18 protein-coding genes are annotated in these 21,802 nt (G+C 67.9%); 5 read left to right on the forward strand and 13 right to left on the reverse strand.

Features of this window, described 5'->3' with window-relative positions; all coding sequences use genetic code 11:
- Window positions 1–37: 37 nt before the first annotated feature.
- From ACFWP0_RS23270 to ACFWP0_RS23280, 3 genes are all read right to left on the reverse strand, one after another.
- The gene (locus ACFWP0_RS23270) at window positions 38–736 is read right to left on the reverse strand and encodes a DUF6776 family protein (RefSeq protein WP_377846085.1); all 699 of its coding nucleotides are present in this window, start codon (window positions 734–736) and stop codon (window positions 38–40) included.
- Between the two features lie 147 nt (window positions 737–883).
- A complete protein-coding gene (murU, locus tag ACFWP0_RS23275; RefSeq protein WP_377846087.1) occupies window positions 884–1,567 on the reverse strand; it encodes an N-acetylmuramate alpha-1-phosphate uridylyltransferase MurU in 684 nt (227 codons plus the stop codon).
- Window positions 1,567–2,607 carry an aminoglycoside phosphotransferase family protein gene (locus tag ACFWP0_RS23280; protein ID WP_377846089.1) on the reverse strand — a complete coding sequence of 347 codons (1,041 nt, stop codon included), beginning with the start codon at window positions 2,605–2,607 and terminating at the stop codon, window positions 1,567–1,569. Before ACFWP0_RS23280 ends, murU begins: the two co-directional genes overlap by 1 nt.
- Before the next feature lie 168 nt (window positions 2,608–2,775).
- On the opposite strand from ACFWP0_RS23280, the gene ACFWP0_RS23285 reads away from it, so the two are divergent.
- Genes ACFWP0_RS23285 through rsmA form a run of 3 tightly spaced genes read left to right on the forward strand, consistent with a single transcriptional unit; the run spans window position 2,776 to window position 7,553 of the window.
- Entirely contained in the window at window positions 2,776–5,157 is a 2,382-nt protein-coding gene (locus ACFWP0_RS23285) for an LPS-assembly protein LptD (RefSeq protein WP_377846091.1), read from the forward strand.
- A complete protein-coding gene (locus tag ACFWP0_RS23290; protein WP_377846093.1) occupies window positions 5,154–6,743 on the forward strand; it encodes a peptidylprolyl isomerase in 1,590 nt (529 codons plus the stop codon). The genes ACFWP0_RS23285 and ACFWP0_RS23290 overlap by 4 nt, the downstream gene beginning before the upstream one ends.
- A gap of 18 nt (window positions 6,744–6,761) precedes the next feature.
- On the forward strand, window positions 6,762–7,553 hold the full coding sequence (gene rsmA / locus ACFWP0_RS23295) for a 16S rRNA (adenine(1518)-N(6)/adenine(1519)-N(6))-dimethyltransferase RsmA (RefSeq protein ID WP_377846095.1): 792 nt from the start codon (window positions 6,762–6,764) through the stop codon (window positions 7,551–7,553).
- A gap of 82 nt (window positions 7,554–7,635) precedes the next feature.
- On the opposite strand, the gene ACFWP0_RS23300 is transcribed toward rsmA, so the two are convergent.
- Window positions 7,636–8,778: a glycerate kinase gene (locus ACFWP0_RS23300; protein WP_377846097.1), complete on the reverse strand. Its 1,143-nt coding sequence runs from the start codon at window positions 8,776–8,778 to the stop codon at window positions 7,636–7,638.
- A 105-nt stretch (window positions 8,779–8,883) separates the two neighbouring features.
- Here ACFWP0_RS23300 and pyk point away from each other — a divergent pair, with 105 nt between their 5' ends.
- On the forward strand, window positions 8,884–10,326 hold the full coding sequence (gene pyk, locus ACFWP0_RS23305) for a pyruvate kinase (protein WP_377846099.1): 1,443 nt from the start codon (window positions 8,884–8,886) through the stop codon (window positions 10,324–10,326).
- 85 nt (window positions 10,327–10,411) lie between these two features.
- Here the strand turns inward: pyk and ACFWP0_RS23310 are convergent, their stop codons facing one another.
- Window positions 10,412–11,641, reverse strand: a complete 1,230-nt coding sequence (locus ACFWP0_RS23310; protein ID WP_377846101.1) for a nucleoside recognition domain-containing protein — start codon at window positions 11,639–11,641, stop codon at window positions 10,412–10,414.
- A 145-nt stretch (window positions 11,642–11,786) separates the two neighbouring features.
- Between ACFWP0_RS23310 and ACFWP0_RS23315 the strand changes: the two genes are divergently transcribed.
- Window positions 11,787–14,096 (forward strand): acyl-CoA dehydrogenase, encoded by a 2,310-nt coding sequence (locus ACFWP0_RS23315; RefSeq protein WP_377846103.1) that lies wholly within the window; start codon window positions 11,787–11,789, stop codon window positions 14,094–14,096.
- Here the strand turns inward: ACFWP0_RS23315 and def are convergent.
- The 8 genes from def to glyQ all read right to left on the reverse strand — a co-directional run bounded on the left by def (window position 14,093) and on the right by glyQ (window position 21,797).
- Window positions 14,093–14,626 (reverse strand): peptide deformylase, encoded by a 534-nt coding sequence (gene def / locus ACFWP0_RS23320; protein WP_377846104.1) that lies wholly within the window; start codon window positions 14,624–14,626, stop codon window positions 14,093–14,095. The genes ACFWP0_RS23315 and def overlap by 4 nt on opposite strands.
- Before the next feature lie 269 nt (window positions 14,627–14,895).
- Window positions 14,896–15,291 (reverse strand): lactoylglutathione lyase, encoded by a 396-nt coding sequence (gene gloA, locus ACFWP0_RS23325; RefSeq protein ID WP_006217551.1) that lies wholly within the window; start codon window positions 15,289–15,291, stop codon window positions 14,896–14,898.
- A gap of 11 nt (window positions 15,292–15,302) precedes the next feature.
- Complete coding sequence (locus tag ACFWP0_RS23330) at window positions 15,303–16,445, reverse strand: 2-aminoethylphosphonate--pyruvate transaminase (protein WP_377846106.1); 1,143 nt, start codon at window positions 16,443–16,445, stop codon at window positions 15,303–15,305.
- 20 nt (window positions 16,446–16,465) lie between these two features.
- Window positions 16,466–17,491 carry a M48 family metallopeptidase gene (locus tag ACFWP0_RS23335; protein ID WP_377846108.1) on the reverse strand — a complete coding sequence of 342 codons (1,026 nt, stop codon included), beginning with the start codon at window positions 17,489–17,491 and terminating at the stop codon, window positions 16,466–16,468.
- A complete protein-coding gene (locus ACFWP0_RS23340) occupies window positions 17,484–18,206 on the reverse strand; it encodes a lysophospholipid acyltransferase family protein (protein ID WP_377846110.1) in 723 nt (240 codons plus the stop codon). The genes ACFWP0_RS23335 and ACFWP0_RS23340 overlap by 8 nt, the downstream gene beginning before the upstream one ends.
- Before the next feature lie 4 nt (window positions 18,207–18,210).
- On the reverse strand, window positions 18,211–18,750 hold the full coding sequence (gene gmhB / locus ACFWP0_RS23345; RefSeq protein ID WP_377846112.1) for a D-glycero-beta-D-manno-heptose 1,7-bisphosphate 7-phosphatase: 540 nt from the start codon (window positions 18,748–18,750) through the stop codon (window positions 18,211–18,213).
- Entirely contained in the window at window positions 18,747–20,885 is a 2,139-nt protein-coding gene (gene glyS / locus ACFWP0_RS23350) for a glycine--tRNA ligase subunit beta (RefSeq protein WP_377846114.1), read from the reverse strand. The genes gmhB and glyS overlap by 4 nt, the downstream gene beginning before the upstream one ends.
- The gene (glyQ, locus tag ACFWP0_RS23355; protein WP_171661727.1) at window positions 20,886–21,797 is read right to left on the reverse strand and encodes a glycine--tRNA ligase subunit alpha; all 912 of its coding nucleotides are present in this window, start codon (window positions 21,795–21,797) and stop codon (window positions 20,886–20,888) included.
- Between the last annotated feature and the right edge of the window lie 5 nt (window positions 21,798–21,802).

Genomic DNA, 21,802 nt, shown 5'->3' on the forward strand with positions numbered 1-21,802 from the left:
CCGGATGGGGCGGGTTTTCGGGGCTGGCGGGCCGGACTCAGTTGCGCACGTAATAGATGCGCATCGCCTGCTGCTTCTGGGCGCCGTCCATTACGCGCAGCACCACCACCTTGGGGGTGAAGCCGTCGGGCAGCTTGAGCTGGCCCAGCGCGTAGTCGTAGCGGTCTACGTTGAGGGCCGGGCCTTCGGGGGTGACCGTGGCGGCGCGGCCATTGGAATGGGTGCCGTCGATGGAGAAGGTCAGCGTGCCCTTGAAGGGAGCGCCCTGGCGGTCTTCGCGCATGACCAGGACCTGGTAGTCGAGCTGGCCGGGAGCGCGCTTGAACGTGGCCGAGCGGATGCCCAGATTGCCGCCGCGCGGATCGGGCGGCATGGCGTCCTGGAACAGGACCAGTTCCTTGTTCAGCGTGTCGATGCGGGCGCGCGATTCGGCCAGGTCGCTGGTCAGCTTTTCGTGGCCGGACTTGTTGGCGTCGCGCTGCTGCGTGGCTTCTTCGAGCTGGGTTTGCAGGCGCTGGCGTTCCAGGTTGGCCGCGCTGAGCTCGCTGTGCAGCTGTTCGGACTGCTCCACGGTCAGCCGTTGCGGGCCGTAGTTGGTTTGCAGGAAGAGCACGCCGCCCGCGCCAAGGGCAATACCCACCAGCAGCAAGACGAGCCAGCGCGGCATGCGCCGCGTGCGTTGGCCTGGCTGGTATACGGAGGGCTTGAATACGGCCCGTTGCGATCTTCCGAACATCCCCATTCCTAGAAAACTTCCTGTGTATTTGCTCGTGGGCACGCAGCGCGCGCATGCCAAAGCGTCAGAGAATACCCCGTTAGCCGGGGGCGTTGGGTGCGCGGACAATCCTGGTTGCGCACCTTGATATTGTGAAATATGTGGGTGTTACAGGCCCTTGCGCAGCGCCGCGTCCAGGTCGGCCAGCCGTTGCGGCGTACCGACATCCGTCCACCGTCCGGCGTGGCGCGCGCCGCGCGCGAGGTCCCGCGCCATGGCTTGCCGGAGCAGGGGAGCCAGGGGCGCCGCGGCGCCGGGCGGGACATCCGCGAACAACGAGGGATGGTAGACGCCGACGCCCGCAAAGGTCAAACGAGGCTCGCCCTGCGCGTGGACGCGGCCGTCCGGGGCAAGCAGGAAATCGCCGGCGGGATGCTGGGCGGGATTGTCCACCAGCAGGAGCCAGGCGCCCGCTTCGGGCAGGCGCGGCGCGACGTCCCTGGCCGCGGCGGGATCCCAGTCGCACCAGATGTCGCCATTGATCACCAGGAACGGCGCGTCGCCCAGCATGGGCAGCGCCTGGGCGATGCCGCCGGCGGTTTCCAGGGCGGTTTCCTCGGGCGAATAGCGGATCCGCACGCCGTAGGCGCTGCCGTCGCCCAGCGCGCGCTCGATCTCATGGCCGAGCCATGCGTGGTTGATGACGATGTCCCGGATGCCGGCCGCGGCTAGCCGTTCCAGATGCCAGACGATCAGCGGCTTGCCGCCCACCGCGAGCATCGGCTTGGGCAGGCGGTCGGTCAGCGGGCGCATGCGCTCGCCGCGGCCCGCGGCAAGAATCATGGCCTGCATCAGAACGTGTATCCCACGCTGACCTGGCGGTCGTCCAGGCGGTCCAGCAGGCGCAGCAGCGGCGTGAAGACTCCGTAGCGCTGGGCCACCTGGCGCACATAGCCATTCACGCGCGGCATGTGGGCCAGGTAGTGCGCCTTGCCGTCGCGGTGGTTCAGGCGCGCGAACACGCCCAGGATGCGGAGGTTGCGCTGCAGCCCCATCCATTCATAGGCGCGGTGGAAGTCCGCGAAATCGGCTTCCACCGGCAGGCCGGCGGCGCGCGCCATTTCCCAGTAGCGGATGGCCCAGTCCAGTTGCTGGGGTTCTTCCCAGGTGGTCCGGGCGTCGGTCACGAGCGACGCGAGGTCATACGTGATGGGGCCGGCCAGCGCGTCCTGGAAATCGATGATGCCGGGATTGGGGCCGTACTGCGGCTGGTCGCAGACCATCAGGTTGGGCGAATGGAAATCGCGGTGCACCAGGACCTGCGCTTGTCCGCCGTTGCTGGCCGACAGCAGGGCGAAAATCTTTTCAAGCGCGTTGGCGGTCTTGTCGTCCAGCGTGGCGTCGTGGTGCTTCTGCACATACCACTCGGGGAACAGCTTGAGTTCGTCGGCCAGGCGGGCCGTGTCGTAGGACGCCAGGCCGGCGGTCGAGGCCTGCTGCAGCTTGACCAGGGCGGCCAGCGCTTCGCGGTACAGCGTCTGCAGCTGGCTATCTTCCAGGCCGGCCTGGATGCGCTGGTAATAGGTCTGCTCGCCCAGGTCGGACAAGAGCAGCAGCCCCTGTTCCAGGTCCTGCGCCAGCACGGCGGGCACGTTCAGTCCGCCGTCCGCCAGCAGCTGGCCCACATGCAGGAAGGGGCGGGAGTCTTCGTGTTCGGGGGGCGCGTCCATGACTATCAGGGTGCGCTGGCCGGCATCCAGCCTGAAGTACCGGCGGAAACTGGCGTCGGCGGAGGCCGGGCGCAGCGTGTCCACGGCCAGGTCCAGGGAGGCGGGCAGGCCTTCCAGCCAGTTGCGGATCTGCTCCAGGCGGGGGTCGTGATCGTTTTTCAAGGAAGATCCGTGTCAGATGGGCAATATTGCTGAAATTTTCGTTCCGCGAACATAAGGCTGGGCGTTGTTCGCGGCTTCTCTATAATACCGGCTCGTTTCCGTTAGCATTGGCCCCGCTCGGGCGCCTTTGTCTGGCTCTCCCATGGTCAAAAAGGGCTGTTTTCATTCGTGCGCAAGGTTCGGTGGTTGATCCTCTCTGCTGTCAGCGTCGCCGCCGGAGCCGTTCAGGCTCAAGGCAGCCCTGGCGCCGCGGCCCCCGCGCCGTCCGCCACGCCCACCCCGGAGCTGCGCACGTCTCCCGGCTTGCGCATCCATCGCCTGCCCGATGACGGCATCCCCGCCTATATGGAAGCGGACAGCATCCAGGGCGACCCCGACTCCGACCTGACCTTGAGCGGCAGCGCGCAAGTGCGCCGCATCGACGGCGTGATCAAGGGCGACGAGATCAACTACCGCAAGAATACCGGCGAAGTTGACGTCAAGGGCAACGCCCGGATGATGCGCGACGGCACCCTGGTCACGGGCCCGACCGCCACGTTCAATGTGGACAAGTATTCGGGCGAGATCGAGAAGCCGAATTTCTGGATGGGCGCCACGGGCGGCTTCGCCGTCGCCGAGCACGCGGAAATCTTCAGCAAGTCGCAGATGCGGCTGCATACGGTCACGTACAGCGGGTGCCCCTGCCCGGAGCCGTCCTGGTACATCAAGGCCAATACGGTCGACATCGATTTCGACGAGAACGAAGGCGTGGCGCGCAACGGCGTGCTGTACTTCAAGGATGTGCCTATCCTGGCCTCGCCCTACCTGACCTTCCCGGTCAAGCGCGAGCGCAAGTCCGGCTTCCTGATACCGACCTACGGCACGACCAGCCAGGGCGGGTTCGACATGTCGATCCCGTACTACCTGAACCTGGCCCCGAATTACGACATGACGGTGCAGCCCCGCTATTTCTCCAAGCGCGGCACGCAACTGGGCGGCGAGTTCCGCTATATGGGGTACGGCTACACCGGCGCCCTGAATGGCACCTACCTGCCCGATGACAACGTCACCGGCGAAGACCGCTGGATGTACTGGTGGCGCCACCAGCAGACGTTCTCCCACGGGTTCTACACCGACTGGGATATCGCCAAGGTCTCGGACGACAATTACTTCCGCGATATTTCCCAGCTGGGGCTGAACCAGGCGTCCACGACCTACCTGCCGCAGCGCGGCCGGGTGGGCTGGGCCTCGAACTACTGGAGCGCGTACGCCCAGGTCTACAAGTACCAGACGCTGCAGGATCCCGATGCGCCGCTGGTGCCGCCGTACGACAAGGAACCCGAACTGTACCTGCGCGGCGCCCGCTACGATTGGGGCGGTTTCGATGTGGACTGGACCTCCACCGCCGTGCGCTTTCGCATGCCGGATTTCGGTTCGGCCGTGCGCCTGCCCGACGGCGATCGTCTTCAGTCCTATCCGACGGTGTCTTATCCGATCATCCGTCCGGGCTGGTTCGTCATCCCGAAGGCGGGCGTCAACTACACCCAGTACCAGACCAAATGGTATGGAGTGGACTCGCTTGGCCTGAACGGCGGCTCGGCGGACGGACTGCCGCGCTCGCAGTCGCGCACGGTGCCCATCATGTCGCTGGACGCGGGCCTGATCTTCGAACGCGACACCACGCTGTTCGGCAAGTCGTCGACGCAGACGCTCGAGCCGCGGCTGTATTACCTGCGCGTGCCATACCGCGACCAGTCCAAGCTGCCCGTGTTCGACACGTCGCTGGCCGATTTCAGCTTCTCGCAGGCCTTCGAGGAAAACATCTACACCGGCGGCTGGGACCGCATCGCGAATGCCAACCAGCTGACGGCGGCGCTGACCACGCGCTGGCTGGACGCCAACACCGGCTTTGAGCGCATGTCGCTGGGCGTGGCGCAACGCCTGTACTTCGAGGACCAGGAGGTCACTCTGCCGGGCGAGACGCCGCGCGAAAACGTGCGTTCCGACTACCTCGTGGGCGCCAGCGCGGCCTTGACCGACACGCTGAGCACCGAGGTCGCCGCGCAGTACAACCCCTACGACAGCAATTGGTCGCGCGGGCTCGTCAGCGCGCGCTGGTCGCCGCAGCGCCTGACCACGGTGGCCCTGGCCTATCGCTATCAGCGCGATCCCCAGCCGGGCGTGGCTTATCAGCCGCAAGGCCAGAACCAGGTCAGCCTGGCGGTGCAATGGCCGTTCAGCAAGCGCTGGTACGGCGTTGGCCGGGTGGACTATTCTTTGCGTTCCGGACCGTCCAGCACGGTGGCCAATACGACGGATTCCCCCCGCGTCACCCAGGCCATTGCCGGACTGGAGTACAAGGGAGATTGCTGCTGGGTGGGCCGCGTGGTCTACCAGCGCTACGCCGTATCGGCGGCGGACACCAATTCCGCACTGTTCTTCCAGCTTGAGCTGACCGGCCTGGGTTCCCTGGGAACCGACCCGATGAGCCTGCTGAACAGAAGTATCCCCGGCTACTCGCGCGTTACTCCGCCCGTGCCCGCCGGGACCACATTTGAAAGGTATGAATGATGCGTAGGTTGCACTCTTTGCGCCGCCTCTCCGGTAATGCGCTGTTGCTGGCCCTGTGCGCCGGCCTGCCCGTCGCGCATGCGGCCGAGCAGACTACCCGTGGCGCGAACACAGGCGCCAAGGCCGCGCCCGCCGCGCAGAACAACGCCGCTTCCGCCCCGAAGGGCGAGCAGTTCGTGGACGGAATCGCCGCCGTCGTCGACAAGGACGTGATCACGCTGCGCGAGCTGCGCGATGCGTCCCTGCGTATTTCGGCCGAGCTGAAGTCTCGCGGCATCCAGGTGCCGGACGACCAGACCCTGCAGCACCAGGTGCTGCAGCGCCTGATCATGGAGCGCGTGCAGCGCCACGAAGCGGACCGGCTCGGCATCCGCGTGGATGATGCCCAGATCGACCAGGCCATCCAGACCATCGCGGGCCGCAACAAGATCAGCGTGGATCAGCTGCGCCAGGAACTTGAAAAGGCCGGCACGTCCTGGGAAACCTACCGCAAGTCGCTGCGCGACGAGATCCGCACGGATCGCCTGCGCCAGCGCGCCGTGGACTCCACTATTGTGATTTCCGACGCGGAAGTCGACGCTTTCCTGAAGGACCAGCGGCGCAATCCGGCGTTCGGCGCGGCCCCTCAAGCCGAACCGCAGCCGCAGGCGCAACCGCAGCCCGCGCCCGAGCAGGCCGCGGCGCCCACGGGTCCGATGCTGTACGCGCTGGCCCAGATTCTGGTGCGCGTGCCGGAAGGCTCGTCGCCCGAACAGCTGGCCGCGCTGCGCAAGAAGGCCGAAGGCCTGCTGGCCCAAGCCAAGCGCGGCGACGATTTCGCCAGCCTGGCGGCGGCGTCCTCCGACGGGCCCGAAGCCTTGCAGGGCGGCGTCATGGGCGTGCGCCCGCTGGACGGCTGGCCCGACCTGTTCGTCAAGTCGATCAGCAATTTGCAGAAGGGCCAGGTCAGCGCATTGATCCAGAGCGGCAACGGTTTCCACATCATCAAGGTGATGGACCGCGGCACCGCCCAGCCCGCGCCGGGCCGCACCGCCCGCGCGCCGGCTCCCGCGCCCGCTCCGCAGCCGGCCCCGCGCCCGCAAGCGCAGGCGCAGGCCCCGCAGGGCCCCACGCAGGTGATGCAGACGCGCGCGCGCCACATTCTGATCAAGACGTCGACCGTCATGAGCGACGAACTGGCGCGTCAGCGCCTGGAGCAGGTCCGTCAGCGGCTGGTGAGCGGCGGCGCCAAGTTCGAAGACATGGCGCGCCAGTATTCGCAGGATTCCAGCGCGCCGCAAGGCGGCGAACTGGGATGGCTGAACCCGGGCGAAACCGTGCCGCCGTTCGAGGCCGCCATGAACACCCTGCAGCCGGGCGAGATCAGCCAGCCGGTGCAGTCGCCTTTCGGCTGGCACCTGATCCAGGTCGAAGAGCGCCGCGAGCATGACGCGACGGACGATCTGGCGCGCATGCGCGCCCGCCAGACGCTGTTCGAGCGTCGCGCCCAACCGGCTTTTGAAGACTGGCTCGAACAGCTGCGCGCTCAAGCGTACGTCGACAACCGTCTTGAGAAGCAGCAGAAGATCCAGCAGAACAACCGCTAAACGCATTACGGGCTTTTCATGTCTCAACACCAGGCGCGCAAGCGCTTTGGCCAGAACTTCCTGACCGACGAGAGCGTCGTCGAGTCCATCGTCCGGGCGGTTGCACCCGCCCGCGACGATGCCGTGGTCGAGATCGGCCCGGGTTTGTCTGCGCTCACCCGGCCGCTGCTCGAGCGCCTGGACCACCTGACCGCGGTCGAGATCGACCGCGATCTGGCCGCCCGCCTGCGCAAGCAGTTCGAGGAAACCCGCCTGACGGTCGTCGAGGCCGACGCGCTGACGGTGGATTTTTCCCAGTTCGGCAGCGCGCTGCGCGTCGTGGGCAACCTGCCCTACAACATCTCCAGCCCGCTGCTGTTTCACCTGATGACGTGGGCCGACCATATCCGCGACCAGCATTTCATGCTGCAGCGCGAAGTGATCGACCGCATGGTGGCGCAAGCCGGCTCCGGCGACTTCAGCCGCTTGTCGGTGATGCTGCAATCGCGCTATCGGATGCACAAGCTGTTCGACGTGCCGCCCGAGGCCTTCGATCCGCCGCCCAAGGTGGTGTCGGCCATCGTGCGCATGGTGCCCTTGCCGGCGGACCGCCTGCGTCCGATCAGCGCGCGCGCATTCGAAACGGTGGTGGCGCGGGCGTTCTCGCAGCGCCGCAAGATGCTGCGCCGCGTGCTGGCCGACTGGGCGCCGCAAGTGCCCTGGGAAGCCTTGGACATCGCGCCCACCGCGCGCGCCGAGGATATCTCGGTGGACCGCTACATCCGCTTGTCGGACGCGCTGGTCGAGGCCGGCGTATTGTCGCGGGACTGAAAGCCGCCCGCCATGCAAAAGGCCTGCTGATGCAGGCCTTTTGTATTTCAGTGCGTGCGCAGCGGCGTGCGCAGCGGCGGCGTCACAGCATGCGCTTCTGCGCGGCCATCCAGAGCTGCATGACATCGCGAGCCCGCTCGCTCAGCAGGCGTTCGGCATCCATCAGCGCCTGCTGCAGCGTGATGGGGCCGGGCGCCAGGCTGAACGCGGCGCTGATGCCGCAGGCGTGCAGGGCCTCGTAGCCTTCACCCAGCGAGCCCGCCAGCGCCACGACGGGCACGCCCGCGCGCTGCGCGATCCTGGCGACGCCCGCCGGCGTCTTGCCGCGCAGCGTCTGCGCATCCATGCGGCCCTCGCCGGTGAATACCAGCGTGGCGCCTTCGACCGCCTGGGCCAGCCCGCCCAGTTCCGCGACGATTTCCACGCCCGGCCGGAAATGGGCGTTCAGGAATGCCTTGGCGGCGAATCCCAGTCCGCCCGCCGCGCCCGCGCCGGGTTCGTCGCGGTGGTCGGCGTTCAGGTGCCGCGCGCAGACATCGGCAAAATTCGCCAGCATCCGGTCCAGGGTCAGCACCTGTTCGGGCGTGGCGCCTTTTTGCGGGCCGAACACGTGCGAAGCGCCTTGCGGGCCGCACAAGGGATTGTCCACGTCCGATGCGATATCGATGCGGATCTGGGACAGGCGCGGGTCCAGGCCGCGCGTGTCGATGCTGGCCAGCTTGCCCAGCGCGCCGCCGCCGGGCGGCAGGCTGCGGCCGTCGGCATCCAGCAGGCGCACGCCCAGGGCCGTCAGCATGCCGGCGCCCGCGTCGTTGGTGGCGGACCCGCCCAGGCCGAGGATGATGCGCGTGGCGCCCGCGTTCAGGGCGGCCAGCATCAGGTCGCCCACGCCGTGGCTGCTGGCCCGCATCGGGTCGCGCTTGGAGGGGGGAATCAGTTCAAGGCCCGCCGCGGCGGCCATTTCGATGACGGCGGTGCCGTCTTCCAGCAGCCCCCAGACGGCGTCCACCTTGTAGCCCAGCGCGTCGTTCACGGCGAGCTGCCGCTCCTTGCCGCCGGCTGCCGCCAGGACGGCCTCGACGGTGCCTTCGCCGCCGTCGGCCATCGGTATGCATACCGTATGCGCGCCGGGAAAGGCGGCCTTGACGCCGCGCGCGATGGCGGCGGCCGCCACGGGCGCGGAAACGCTTTCTTTGAAAGAGTCGGGAGCAATGACGATTTTCACGGGTTTCGATGGGCTCGTTGAAGGTCGGTGTGATGCTCATGATACCCGCGTGAACGCAGGCGGCGTACCATAGCGCTTTCGTTGTTTTTGCGAGAGTGGACCGCCATGCCTGTATTGCGCCGCACAAAAATTGTCGCCACCCTGGGACCCTCGACGTCAACGCCGGAACGCATCGAAGCGCTGATCCGCGCGGGCCTGGACGTGGCACGCCTGAACTTCTCGCACGGCAGCGCGGACGATCACCGCGAACGCGCCCGGCTGGTGCGCGAGATCGCCGCCAAGCAAGGCCGCTTTGTCGCCATCATGGGCGATCTGCAAGGCCCCAAGATCCGCATTGCGCGCTTTACCGACAAGCTGGTGCAGCTGCAGGTAGGCCAGCCGTTCACCCTGTCGCGCGTGCATCCCAAGGACGCCGGCAACGCCAGCATCGTGGGCATCGACTATCCGGAACTGGTCACCGATTGCCGCGTGGGCGACGAGCTGCTGCTCGATGACGGCCGCGTGGTGCTGGTGGTGGACCGCGTGGAAGGCAACGAGGTCCACACCACCGTCACGGTGGGCGGCCCGCTGTCGAACAACAAGGGAATCAACCGGCGCGGCGGCGGTTTGTCGGCCCCCAGCCTGACGGACAAGGACCGCGTCGACATCAAGCTGGCCGCGGAGATGGAACTGGACTACGTGGCGGTGTCGTTCCCGCGCTATGGCAGCGACATCGACGAGGCGCGCACCTTGCTTGCCGCCGCCGGCAGCCAGGCCTGGATCATCGCCAAGATCGAACGCGCCGAAGCCGTGGTCGACGACGAGGCGCTGGACGCGCTGATCCGCGCCAGCGACGGCGTGATGGTCGCGCGTGGCGACCTGGGCGTGGAAGTAGGCGACGCCGAACTGGTGGGCATCCAGAAGCGCATCATCCAGCACGCGCGCACCCTGAACAAGGTGGTCATCACCGCGACGCAAATGATGGAATCGATGATTTCCAGCCCGATGCCGACCCGCGCCGAAGTGTCCGACGTGGCCAACGCGGTGCTGGACTACACCGACGCCGTCATGCTGTCGGCCGAAAGCGCGTCCGGCCAGTATCCGGTCGAAACCGTGCAGGCCATGGCGCGCGTGTGCCTGGGCGCGGAAAAGCACCCGACCTCGACGGTGTCTCATCACCGCATGGGCGAGACCTTCACGCGCTGCGACGAGACCATCGCGCTGGCGGCCATGTATGCGGCCAATCATTTCCCGGGCGTGAAGGCCATCATCGCGCTGACGGAAAGCGGGCACACGCCGCTGATCATGTCGCGCATCCGCTCGGGCGTGCCGATCTACTGCTACAGCCCGCACAGCGTTACCCAGAACCGGGTGACGATGTTCCGCGGCGTCTATACGGTGCCGTTTTCGCCGGCGGACTACGAGCCGGCGGACCTGAGCAACGCCGCCATCGACGAACTGCGCAAGCGCAACCTGGTGCAGACGGGCGACTGGGTGATCCTGACCAAGGGCGACTTCTACCGCGACAGCGGCGGCACCAACGGCATGAAGATCCTGCTCGTGGATTGACCGGGACCGGCGGTCCTTCAAGGTGTCTGACACCCGTGAGAGGTGTCAGACACCGGAGCCGCAAGACTCCGGCCGCGCTCGGGCGTCAGCCGAAGAACCAGTAGCACACGCCGATGGACGCCAGCACGCCCGCCAGGTCGGCGACCAGCGCGCAGCCCACCGCGTGGCGCGCGCGCAGGATGCCCACCGATCCGAAGTACACCGCCAGCACATAGAACGTGGTTTCGGTGCTGCCCTGCACCACGGCGGACAGCAGCGCGGGAAAGCTGTCCACGCCGAAATGCGTCATGGTTTCCAGCATCATCGCGCGCGCCGCGCTGCCCGAGAACGGCTTGACCAGCGCGGTGGGCAGGGCATCGACAAAGCGCGTGTCCCAGCCCGCGTGCTGCGCCATCCAGCGGATGCCGTCCAGCAGGAAGTCCAGCGCGCCGGACGCCCGCAGCACGCCGACGGCGCACAGCATCGCCACCAGATAGGGCAGCAGGCTCTTGGCGATATCGAAGCCTTCCTTGGCGCCTTCGATGAAGGCCTCGTAGACCGGCACCTTCTTCCACGCGCCCACGATCAGGAACGCCAGCAGGATGCCGAAGAGCGTCAGGTTGCCCATCAGCGACGACAGCGACGCGATGGCGGCCGTCGACATGCTGGCCAGCAGCGCCATGAATCCGCCCATGACCAGCGCGGCGCCGCCCAGCCAGAGCATGATGACCGGGTCGGCCAGTCGCAGGCGCTGGCATGCCGCCACCGCCAGGAAGCCCGCCAGCGTCGACGCGCTGGTGGCCAGCAGGATGGGCAGGAAAACCAGGGTGGGGTCGGGCGCGCCCTGCTGCGCCCGGAACATGAACAGGGTGACGGGCAGCAAGGTCAGGGACGAGGCATTGAGCACCAGGAACAGGATCTGCGCGTTGCTGGCGGTCTCGGGCGTGGGGTTCAGGGATTGCAGTTCGCGCATGGCGCGCAGGCCGATAGGCGTGGCGGCATTGTCCAGCCCCAGGCCGTTGGCGGCGAAGTTCAGCGTGATCAGGCCGATGGCCGGATGGTTGCGCGGCACCCCGGGCATCAGGCGGGCAAACAGCGGGCCCAGCACGTGCGCCAGCTTTTCGACCAGCCCGGCGCCTTCGGCGATGCGCAGAAAGCCCAGCCACAAGGTCAGCGTGCCGAAAAGCAGCACCATCACTTCCACGGAGACGCGCGCCATGTCGAACAGGCCGGCCACCATCAGGCGGAAGACCTCGGGGTCGCCGATGACCAGCCAGCGGTAGAGCGCGGCCGCGGCGGCGGTAAGGAAGAAGCCCAGCCAGAGTTTGTTCAGCATGCGAAGTGCCCGGACAGCGGTTGATTGCGCACCAGCGCGGCGACGCTCATTGTCGCAGAGTCGGCACGCCGCGGCTTGGCCGGTGGCGGCCAATTCTGGTACTTTGGCCCGATACGCCTGATGGCCATAACAGTGAGGGGGACTCATGGATTTCAATGCCTGGCGCCGGCGCCGCATCTCGGAACCCGCATACCGCTGGGCGCGCAACGCGCTGCCGGCCATGTCGGCCACCGAACGCGAGGCCATCGAGGCCGGGGACTCCTGGTGGGACGCCGACCTGTTCACCGGCAACCCCGACTGGCGCAAGCTGTTGAGCGTGCCGGCCGCCACGCTCAGCCCGGACGAGCAGCGCTTCATCGAGGGCCCGGTGGCGCAGCTCTGCGCCATGCTGGACGAATGGGACATCGCCTGGAACCGGCGCGACCTGCCGCCGGAGGTCTGGGCCTTCCTCAAGGAACAGCGCTTTTTCGGCATGATCATCCCGCGCCGCCATGGCGGCCTGGGGTTCTCCCCCTATGCGCACTCCGAGGTGGTGCGCCGCATTTCCGCCTACTCCATCACGGCTGGCGTCACCGTCATGGTGCCAAATTCACTGGGGCCGGGCGAGTTGCTCATGCAGTTCGGCACGCCCGCGCAACGCGACTACTGGCTGCCCCGGCTGGCGGACGGACGCGAGGTGCCGTGCTTCGGCCTGACCAGCCCGGAAGCCGGGTCGGACGCGGCGTCCATGGTGGACACCGGCGTCGTGTGCCGGGAGGTGGTCGACGGGCGCGAGCTGATCGGCATCCGGCTGAACTGGCACAAGCGCTACATCACGCTGGGGCCCGTGGCGACCGTGCTGGGCCTGGCGTTCAAGATGTCGGACCCCGACGGCATCCTGGGCGGGACCCAGGACATCGGCATCTCGGTGGCGCTGGTGCCCACCGAGGCGCCCGGCGTGGAGATCGGCCGCCGCCATCTGCCGGCCATGCAGGTCTTCCAGAACGGGCCCAACAAGGGCCGCGACGTGTTCGTGCCGCTGGATGCGCTGATCGGCGGCGCCGAGCGCGCCGGCCAGGGCTGGCAGATGCTGATGAGCGCGCTGGCGGCCGGAAGGGGCATCTCCCTGCCGTCGCTGTCGGCCGCGGCCGCGGTGATGTGCGCCCACACGACCGGCATGTACGCCCGCGTGCGCGAACAGTTCGGCATCCCCATCGGCAAGTTCGAGGGGGTGCAGGAAAGGCTGGCCAGCCTGGCGGGCAACGCCTATCTGGTGGAGGCCGCGCGGCGCCTGACCTGCGCCGCGCTGAACCAGGACGTCAAGCCCGCCGTCGTGTCGGGCATCATGAAGTACCACGCGACCGAGCGCATGCGCGGCTCCGTCAATGACGCCATGGATGTGCACGCGGGCCGCGCCGTGATGGACGGCCCCGGCAACTACCTGGGCTCGCTGTACCGCGCCGTACCCATCGCCATCACGGTCGAGGGCGCCAACATCCTGACGCGCAACCTGATCATCTTCGGGCAGGGCGCCATCCGCGCCCATCCGTACCTGATGCCGGAAATCCTGGCCCTGGGCAATCCCGACGAAGAGCGCGGCATCGAGGTCTTCCATGACGTGTTCTGGCGCCACTTGCGCCACGCCGGGATCAACGCCTTGCGCGCCATCGGCCGCGCCTGGACCGGCGGGGCGACGGCGCCCGCGCCGTCCTCGGGGCCGACCGCCGGACATTACCGGCGGCTGGGGCGCTACGCCTCCGGCTTCGCGCTGCTGGCCGATGCCGCGCTGGCGCAGCTGGGCGGCGGCCTGAAGCGCCGCGAGATGATCTCCGCGCGCCTGGGCGACATCCTGTCGGAACTCTACCTGCTGTCCGCCGTGCTCAAGCGCTGGGAGGACGAAGGCCGCAAGCACGACGACCTGCCGCTGGTGCACTGGTGCATGGAGCAGGGCTACGCGAGCATCGAGAAGAGCATGGATCAAGTGCTGCGCAATCTGCCGGGCCGCGTGCTGTCCTGGGGTTTGCGCGCCGCCATCCTGCCGTGGCGGCTGGCCAAGGGCCCGCGCGACGCGCTGACGCGGGAATGCGCGGAGCTGCTGCTCAAGCCGTCGCCCACGCATGCGCGGCTGGCGGCGGACCTGCAGCGCGAGCCTTGCAGCGATCCTTTGGCCGGTAGTCCTCCGGGCGGCGATCCGTCGGGCGGCGATCCGTCGGGCGGCGACCCGCTAGCCATGCTGACCCGCGCATTTGCGCTGGTGGACACCGTGCAGCCCATCCGGGACCGCCTGCGCCAATCAGGCGTGCGCGACTGGCGCGAGGCGCATCGGCGCGGCGCGATCACGGATGCCCAGGCCGCGCAGCTGGAAGCCGCGGAGACCATCGTGTCCCGGGTCTTGCAGGTGGATGATTTCGCGCCGGAAGAGCTGTCGCCGCAAGCCGCGAAAACGGCTGCGGCGGGTTCCGGCCAGGACGCTTAGTCGTCCTGGTTGGGGTCCATGCCCGGGAACAGGATTTCAGTGAAGCCGAACTTCGAGAAATCTCGGATGCGGGACGGATACAGGCGGCCGATCAGGTGGTCGCATTCATGCTGCACCACGCGCGCATGGAAGCCATCGGCTTCGCGCTCGATCAGCTGGCCGTACGGGTCGCGGCCGCTGTAGCGGATACGGCGGTAGCGCGGCACCATGCCGCGCAGGCCGGGCACCGACAGGCAGCCTTCCCAGCCGTCTTCCATTTCATCCGACAGCGGCGTGATGACGGGATTGCACAAGATGGTCTGCGGCACGGGGGGCGCATCGGGATAGCGCTCGTTGCGATCGAAGCCGAAGATCACCAGCTGCAGGTCCATGCCGATCTGCGGCGCGGCCAGCCCCACGCCCTGCGCGGCCGCCATGGTTTCGAACATGTCGTCGATCAGGGCGTGCAGCTCGGGCGTGTCGAAGCGCTCAACGGGCGGCGCCACGCGCAGGAGCCTCGGGTCGCCCATTTTCAGGATGGGATGAATCATGATGGCGATGGTCTGTGAGTAATTCAGGTGTCAGACACCAGTATTCAGGTATCCAGGTGTCTGACACCCGGAAGAGGTGTCTGACACCCGGAAGCATTTTCAGGATGGGATGAATCATGATGGCGATGGTCTGTGAGTAATTCAGGTGTCTGACACCAGTATTCAGGTATCCAGGTGTCTGACACCGGCCAGAGGGTGTCTGACACCGGCCAGACACCGGCCGAGTATTCAGGTGTCAGACACCGGCCGTGCGCGAAGCGTGGGGGTTCTTAGTCCTGGCGGCCTTTCTTCTGGATGAATTCGATCTTGTAGCCGTCGGGGTCTTCCACGAAGGCGATGACCGTCTTGCCGTGCTTCATCGGGCCGGCTTCTCGCGTGACCTTGCCGCCACGTTCCTTGACCTTGTCACAGGCCTCGTAGGCGTTGTCGACTTCCAGGGCGATGTGGCCATAGCCGTTGCCCAGGTCGTACTTGTCGGTGTCCCAGTTATGGGTCAGCTCGATCACGGCTCCCTCGGACTCGTCCTGGTAGCCGACGAAGGCCAGCGTGAACTTGCCGTCGGGGTAGTCGTTGCGGCGCAGGACGCGCATGCCGAGCACGTTGGTGTAGAAGTCGATCGACTTGTCCAGGTTGCCGACTCGCAGCATGGTGTGGAGCATACGCATGGGTGGTTTCCTTAAGCGGTGAGGGGGAGCGGGAAGCGCAGGGGCGTTGCGGCGCTTTCCCGATGGATTCCGATGTCGCGCAGCGCGCCGCCCATGGCGTCGACCGCCTGCCGCATCTGGTCGGCGCCGAAGGCGCCGATGCAGCCGACCCGGAAAGTGGGTTGTTCGGTGTTGTAGAAGTTGCTGAGCACGTAGCCGCGGCGCTTGAGCGCATCCACGAACAATTGCAGGTTCCAGGTCGGCGCGTCCGGGGCCCGGACGTTGACGACGATGGGGCCTTGCAGGTCGCGGGGCAGGTACGGCGTCAGGCCCAGTTCGCTGACGCCATCATATAGCGTGCGCATGTTGGCCGTGTAGCGGGCAAGGCGGGCCTCGCGGCCTTCCTGGCGGTACAGGTCCAGCGCCACCGCCAGCGCGGCCAGCGTGGGTGCGGGCGGCGTGAAGCGCGGGCCGGCGCTGGGGGCCAGGGTGTGCTGGTAGATGTCCGCCAGGTCCAGCGACCAGCTGCCGGCGTTACCGCGGGCGGCTTCCAGGCTGTCGCGCCGGGCCACCACGAAGGCGGCGCCCGGCAGGCCTTCCAGGCATTTGTTGGCGGTCAGCACCACGGCATCCACGGCCGGCAAGGTCCGCAGGTCCAGCGGCAGCGCGCCAAAGGCGGACACGGCGTCGACGATGACGCGGCGGCCCAGCGCATGGGCGATGCGCGCCAGTTCGGGCACGTCGTGGCAGATGCCGCTGCCGGTTTCGCTATAGACCAGCGCCAGGTGCGTCAGCGTGGGGTCTTGCTCCAGCGCGGCGGCGACGGCCTGCGGATCCACGCGCTCCGCCGCGCCCACGAACAGGGGCACGGCGACCCGTCCCGCGTCGCCGGCCAGCTTCTGCAGGCGGGCGGCATAGGCGCCGGTGGACGGCGCCAGCAGGCGGCCGCCGGGAGGCACAAAGGTGCGGATCGCGGCTTCCACCGCGAAATGGCCGCAGCCGGGCAGGGCCAGCGCGGCGTGTTCGCCAGCCTCCGCCTGCGCCGCCGCCAGCACGCCCTCGCAGACCTGCCGGTAGGTCTGGCGGAAATCGTTGTCCCACGGCGCATAGTCCTGCGCCATGGCGGCCTTCACCCGCGCATCGGTCGTGACCGGGCCCGGAATCAGCAGCAACATTTTCGTGTCTCCAAGACGCCTCAGAACTGAGGCAGGGAAGCGGGATCGTGACGCCGCAGGATGTTCTTGGCGTCTTCGAAGTCGGGCAGGATCTGGCCCACTTCGCGCCAGAAGTCCTGACTGTGGTTCATCTCGCGCAGATGGGCAAGCTCGTGCGCGATGACGTAATCGATGATGGCGGGCGCGAAATGGATCAGGCGCCAGTTCAGCATGATGTTGCCGTCGCTGGTGCAGGAGCCCCAGCGCGTGGCGGCCGACGACAGGCGCCAGCGCCGGATCTTCAGCCCGCTGATCTGCAGGAAGTGCGCCAGCCGCGCGCCGAACCAGGCGCCCGCGCGCTGCTGCAGCCAGGCCTGCGCCGAATCGCGGATGCGGCCCTGGTCCGCGTGGGAGGGCAGCGCCAGCCAGAGGGTGTCGCCGTCTTGCGGCGCTTCCGCGTCGCCGGACAGAAAGGCCTGGCGGCTTTCGCCGCCCACTCCGATGAGGATGCGGCGGCCCAGATAGGGGAGTTCGCCGCCGGCCTGCCAGCGCGTGTGCGCCATGGCCAGCTGCTGCTTGCGGGCGTGCCACTCGCGCAGCTTGGCCAGTATCCAGCGGGACTTTTCGCGCACCGCGTCGTCGATCTGCGTCAGCGTCACCCAGTTGGGCGCGGTGACGCGCAAGCCGTCGTCGGTGATCACGAAGCCGATGCTGCGGCGGCGCGAGCGCAGCAGTACGAAGCCGATGGGCTGCTGTTCGGTCGGCACCTCGCGCCAGCGCGCGCCGGGGGGCAGCGGGTCGGGGCAGGGCGTGGGAACGCGGGACGCGGCGTTGGGCGACAGCGTCAGCAGCGGCTCGCCCGCGGGGGCGGCAGCCGGGGAGGCGTCGGGAAAGAGATTGGCGGGCGCGACCGGGCGGGGGGTATCCGGCCGGGTAGCCGGCGCCTTGGGGGCAGCCGGCCTGGGCGCGGCCGGGCGCTTCGGCGCGGCGATCAGCGGCGACGCGCCCGTGGGCGCGTCGTCTTCCTGCATGCCGAACAGGAGTTCGAGCTGATCAGTGCTAGACATACCTTTCAGGGTTGAGACGCCGCATTTCCCCTTCGATCCAGTCCTGAACCTTCTGGTTCAGTTCCTCGGGGGAGAGTCCCTTGGATTCTATCGCGGGACCGATCGACAGGGTGACCAGGCCGGGATATTTCACGAAAGCGTTGCGCCGCCAGCACTCGCCGGCGTTATGCGCCACGGGTATGACGGCCGCGCCGGTGCGCGAGGCCAGCAGCGCGCCGCCCAGCTTGAAGCGCCCCGTCTTGCCCGGCGGCACGCGGGTGCCTTCGGGGAACAGCAGGGGCCAGCGGCCTTCGTCCAGCCGGGTCTGGCCCTGCTTGACCACCTGTTCGAACGCGTCGCGGCCCTTGGAGCGGTCGATGGCGATCATGCGCAGCAGCGCCAGTCCCCATCCGAAGAACGGCACCATGTGCAGCTCTTTCTTGTAGACGAAGCAGACTTCGCGCGGCATGTAGGCCGGGAAGAACAGCGTTTCCCAGGCCGATTGGTGCTTGGACAGCAGGACGGCCGGGCCGTCGGGCAGGTTTTCCCAGCCCTTGACCTGCCAGCGGATGCCGCAGAAGACCTTGGCGCCCCAGATGGCCAGGCGCGGCCAGCCGACGGTCAGCTTGTAGCGCCAGTGCAGCGGCAGCGGGGCCCAGAGGATGCAGGCGAAGGCGTAGGGGATGACCGTGACGGCCAGGAACAAAAAATACAGCAACGAGCGTAGCCGGGCCATCGGGTCAATTGTCCTGGAGCAGGGCGTCGGCTACGGCCGACAGGTCATCGCACACGCGCGTGTTGTCGGGCAGGCCGCCCTTGGCCAGCGTCTTCCTGCCGTTGCCCGTCAGCACCAGCCAGGGCGAGCAGCCCACGGACGAGGACGCTTGCAGGTCGCGCAGCGAATCGCCCACCGCCGGCACGCCGGCCAGGGCAACGTCGTACCGGTGGCCGATCTGCTCGAACATGCCCGGACGCGGCTTGCGGCAGGCGCAGTTGTCGTCGGGGCCGTGCGGGCACATGAACACGGCGTCGATGCTGCCGCCCGCCGCGGCCAGCTCGCGCCGCATCTTGGTGTGGATGGCGGTCAGCGTGTCCATGTCGAACAGGCCGCGCGCGAGGCCGGACTGGTTGGTGGCGACCACTACTCGCCAGCCCGCCTGCGTCAGGCGCGCGATGGCCTGCAGGCTGCCCGGCAGGGCGATCCATTCGTCGGGGTTCTTGACGAACGAATCGCTGTCCTGGTTGATGACGCCGTCGCGGTCGAGGATGATCAGTTTCACTGTGCGAGCCTGGAAATGTCGGCCACCTGGTTCATCAGGCCATGCAGCTGGCTCAGCAGAGCCAGCCGGTTGGCGCGCACGGCCGGGTCTTCGGCCATGACCATGACGTCGGCAAAGAAGGCATCCACGGGTTCGCGGGCCTGGGCCAGCGTGGACAGGCTGCCGGCGAAGTCGCCCGCGGCCAGTTGCGCCTCGGCCTTCGGGCGCAGCGCGGACACGGCGGCGGCCAGGGCCTTTTCCGCGGGTTCCACCAGCGCGCCGTCGTTCACCGCGCCGATCTCGCCTTCGGCTTTCTTCAGCAGGTTGCCGATGCGCTTGTTGGCGGCTGCCAGGCTGGCCGCCTCGGGCAACTGCGCAAACGCCGCGGCGGCGCGCACGCGTTCGGCCACCTGGTGCAGCGGCGGGGTCAGCGCGATCACGGCTTCCACCGCGTTGCGGTCGAAGTCGTTGATGAGCTGGTTGCGATAGCGTTCGTAGATGAAGGCGCGGACTTCGGGCAGCGTGTCGGCCGGGATCTTGCCCGCCGGGAAGGTGCCGGCGGCCAGTTCCAGCAGGCCGTTCAGGGACAGCGGGCCGTCCTGGCTGATCTTCAGCCAGCCGCCCGCGGCCAACTGCTCGAACGCGCTGATCAGGCCCAGCGCCGCGCGGCGCAGGCCGAAGGGGTCGCGCTCGCCGGTGGGGGCCAGGCCGATGGCCCAGATGCCGACCAGCGTTTCCACGCGTTCGGCGATGAACAGCGTAGCGGCGGTGAGGGTGTCTTGCGTGACCGGCGCGTCATAGCGGTTGCGGTACTGGCCGCGCAGGGCCTGCACGACGCTGTCGGGCTCGCCGTCGCCGGCCGCGTAGTACGCGCCCATGATGCCCTGCAGCTCGGGGAATTCGCCCACCATGTTGGAGCCCAGGTCGGCCTTGGCCAGCATGGCGGCGCGGTCCGCGGCGGAAACGTCGCCGCCCAGCTGTCCGGCCACGCCGCGGGCGATGGCGCGCACGCGCTCCACGCGTTCGAGCTGGGTGCCCAGCTTGTTGTGATAGACGATGGAGCCCAGCTGTTCGACACGCGCGGCCAGCGGCGTCTTGCGGTCGGTCTCGAAGAAGAACTGCGCGTCGGCCAGGCGCGGGCGCACCACGCGCTGGTTGCCTTCGACGATATTCACCGGATTGTCCGTGTGCATGTTGCTCACGATCAGGAAGCGGTGCGTCAGGCGGCCGGTGGCAGGGTCGAACAGCGGAAAGTACTTCTGGTTCAGCCGCATCGTCAGGATCAGGCACTCCTGCGGCACTTGCAGGAACTGCTCTTCGAACTGGCCCACGTAGACGGCGGGGTGTTCGACCAGCGCGGTGACTTCGTCCAGCAGCGCGGCCACTTCGGGATCGTCGCCCAGGGTGGCGGACAGGCGGCCGGCGTGGTCCAGCAGCTGGCGCTGGATCTCGTCGCGGCGGCCTTCGAACGAGGCCACGACGCGGCCCTTTTCAGCCAGCGTGGCGGCGTAGGAGTCGGCGTCGGCGAACGAGACCGGGCCCTGGCTCATGAAGCGGTGGCCCAGCGTGTCGCGGCCGGCCGACAGGCCCAGCGCCGACACCGGCACCACGTCGGCGCCGAACAGGGCGACCAGGCCGTGCGCCGGGCGCACGAACTTCACGGTGGTGACGCCGTCGGCCAATTGGTAGCGCATGACCTTGGGAATGGGCAGGCCGTCGATGGCGGCATCGATGCCTTCCTGCAGGCCGGCGGCCAGCAGGGCGCCGGCGGCGGTGCCGCGCGCGACCAGGTAGTCTTGCTTGCCGTCCGATTCGCGGTCCAGCGTGGACAGGTCGATGTTTTCCAGGCCCTTGGCGGCCAGCTTCTTCTGCAGCGCCGGCGTGGCCTTGCCGTCTTCGGTCAGGCCGATCTTCACGGGCATCAGCTTTTCGGCGTAGGGCTGGTCGGGCGCCTGCGCCAGCACGGCGGACAGGTGGACGGCCAGGCGGCGCGGCGTCGAATACGCGGTCACGGCGCAGCCCCGGGCCAGCAGGCCGTGGCGGTCCAGCGTGGCGCGCACGCCTTCGGCGTAGGCCTGGCCCAGCTTTTGCAGGGCCTTGGGCGGAAGTTCTTCGGTCAGCAGTTCGACCAGCAGCGGGCGGATGTTCGTCGTCATTTATGCAGCCTCCCCGGCGGCCTTGTCGCGGCCCAGCATGGGAAAGCCCAGTCGTTCGCGGGAATCGTAGTAAGCCTGCGCGACGGCGCGCGACAGGTTGCGGATGCGGCCGATGTAGGCGGCGCGCTCGGTGACGCTGATCGCGCCGCGCGCGTCCAGCATGTTGAACGTGTGCGCGGCCTTCAGCGCGGCCTCGTAGGCCGGCAGCGCCAGCGGCACGTCCATCAGGCGCTTGGCCTCGTTTTCGTAGTCATTGAAGTGCGAGAACAGCATCTCGGCGGACGAATGCTCGAAGTTGTAGGTGGACTGCTCCACCTCGTTCTGGTGGAACACGTCGCGGTACAGCACGCGATTGCCGTTGGCGCCTTCGGTCCAGACCAGGTCGTAGACGCTTTCCACGTCCTGCAGGTACATGGCCAGGCGTTCCAGTCCGTAGGTGATTTCGCCGGTGGTCGGCGTGCAATCCAGGCCGCCGACCTGCTGGAAGTAGGTGAACTGCGTGACTTCCATGCCGTTGAGCCAGACTTCCCAGCCCAGGCCCCAGGCGCCGAGCGTGGGGTTTTCCCAGTCGTCCTCGACAAAGCGGATGTCGTGCTGCGTGGGGTCGATGCCCAGCGCCTTGAGCGAACCGATGTAGAGATCCAGGATTTCCGGGGGCGCCGGCTTCAGCACGACCTGGTACTGGTAATAGTGTTGCAGGCGGTTGGGGTTTTCGCCGTAGCGGCCATCCTTGGGACGGCGCGAGGGCTGCACGTAGGCGGCGCGCCACGGCTCCGGGCCGATTGCGCGCAGGAACGTGGCCGTATGCGAGGTGCCGGCGCCGACTTCCATGTCGTAGGGTTGCAGCAGGGCGCAACCCTGTTTGTCCCAGTATTCCTGGAGCGTAAGGATGATTTGCTGAAAGGTGAGCATAGGAT

Origin of the sequence: Achromobacter sp. NPDC058515, assembly GCF_042721735.1 — a bacterium.
GTDB lineage: Bacteria > Pseudomonadota > Gammaproteobacteria > Burkholderiales > Burkholderiaceae_B > Achromobacter.

What these genes read in the sequence shown, in the direction of transcription:
- rsmA (WP_377846095.1), top strand. Translation starts at nt 6,762, where the DNA reads ATGTCTCAACACCAGGCGCGCAAGCGCTTTGGCCAGAACTTCCTGACC.
- murU (WP_377846087.1), bottom strand. Translation starts at nt 1,567, where the DNA reads ATGCAGGCCATGATTCTTGCCGCGGGCCGCGGCGAGCGCATGCGCCCG.
- ACFWP0_RS23330 (WP_377846106.1), bottom strand. Translation starts at nt 16,445, where the DNA reads ATGTTGCTGCTGATTCCGGGCCCGGTCACGACCGATGCGCGGGTGAAG.
- ACFWP0_RS23335 (WP_377846108.1), bottom strand. Translation starts at nt 17,491, where the DNA reads ATGTCTAGCACTGATCAGCTCGAACTCCTGTTCGGCATGCAGGAAGAC.
- def (WP_377846104.1), bottom strand. Translation starts at nt 14,626, where the DNA reads ATGATTCATCCCATCCTGAAAATGGGCGACCCGAGGCTCCTGCGCGTG.
- ACFWP0_RS23315 (WP_377846103.1), top strand. Translation starts at nt 11,787, where the DNA reads ATGGATTTCAATGCCTGGCGCCGGCGCCGCATCTCGGAACCCGCATAC.
- ACFWP0_RS23290 (WP_377846093.1), top strand. Translation starts at nt 5,154, where the DNA reads ATGATGCGTAGGTTGCACTCTTTGCGCCGCCTCTCCGGTAATGCGCTG.
- ACFWP0_RS23270 (WP_377846085.1), bottom strand. Translation starts at nt 736, where the DNA reads ATGTTCGGAAGATCGCAACGGGCCGTATTCAAGCCCTCCGTATACCAG.
- ACFWP0_RS23340 (WP_377846110.1), bottom strand. Translation starts at nt 18,206, where the DNA reads ATGGCCCGGCTACGCTCGTTGCTGTATTTTTTGTTCCTGGCCGTCACG.
- gloA (WP_006217551.1), bottom strand. Translation starts at nt 15,291, where the DNA reads ATGCGTATGCTCCACACCATGCTGCGAGTCGGCAACCTGGACAAGTCG.
- pyk (WP_377846099.1), top strand. Translation starts at nt 8,884, where the DNA reads ATGCCTGTATTGCGCCGCACAAAAATTGTCGCCACCCTGGGACCCTCG.
- glyQ (WP_171661727.1), bottom strand. Translation starts at nt 21,797, where the DNA reads ATGCTCACCTTTCAGCAAATCATCCTTACGCTCCAGGAATACTGGGAC.
- ACFWP0_RS23310 (WP_377846101.1), bottom strand. Translation starts at nt 11,641, where the DNA reads ATGCTGAACAAACTCTGGCTGGGCTTCTTCCTTACCGCCGCCGCGGCC.
- glyS (WP_377846114.1), bottom strand. Translation starts at nt 20,885, where the DNA reads ATGACGACGAACATCCGCCCGCTGCTGGTCGAACTGCTGACCGAAGAA.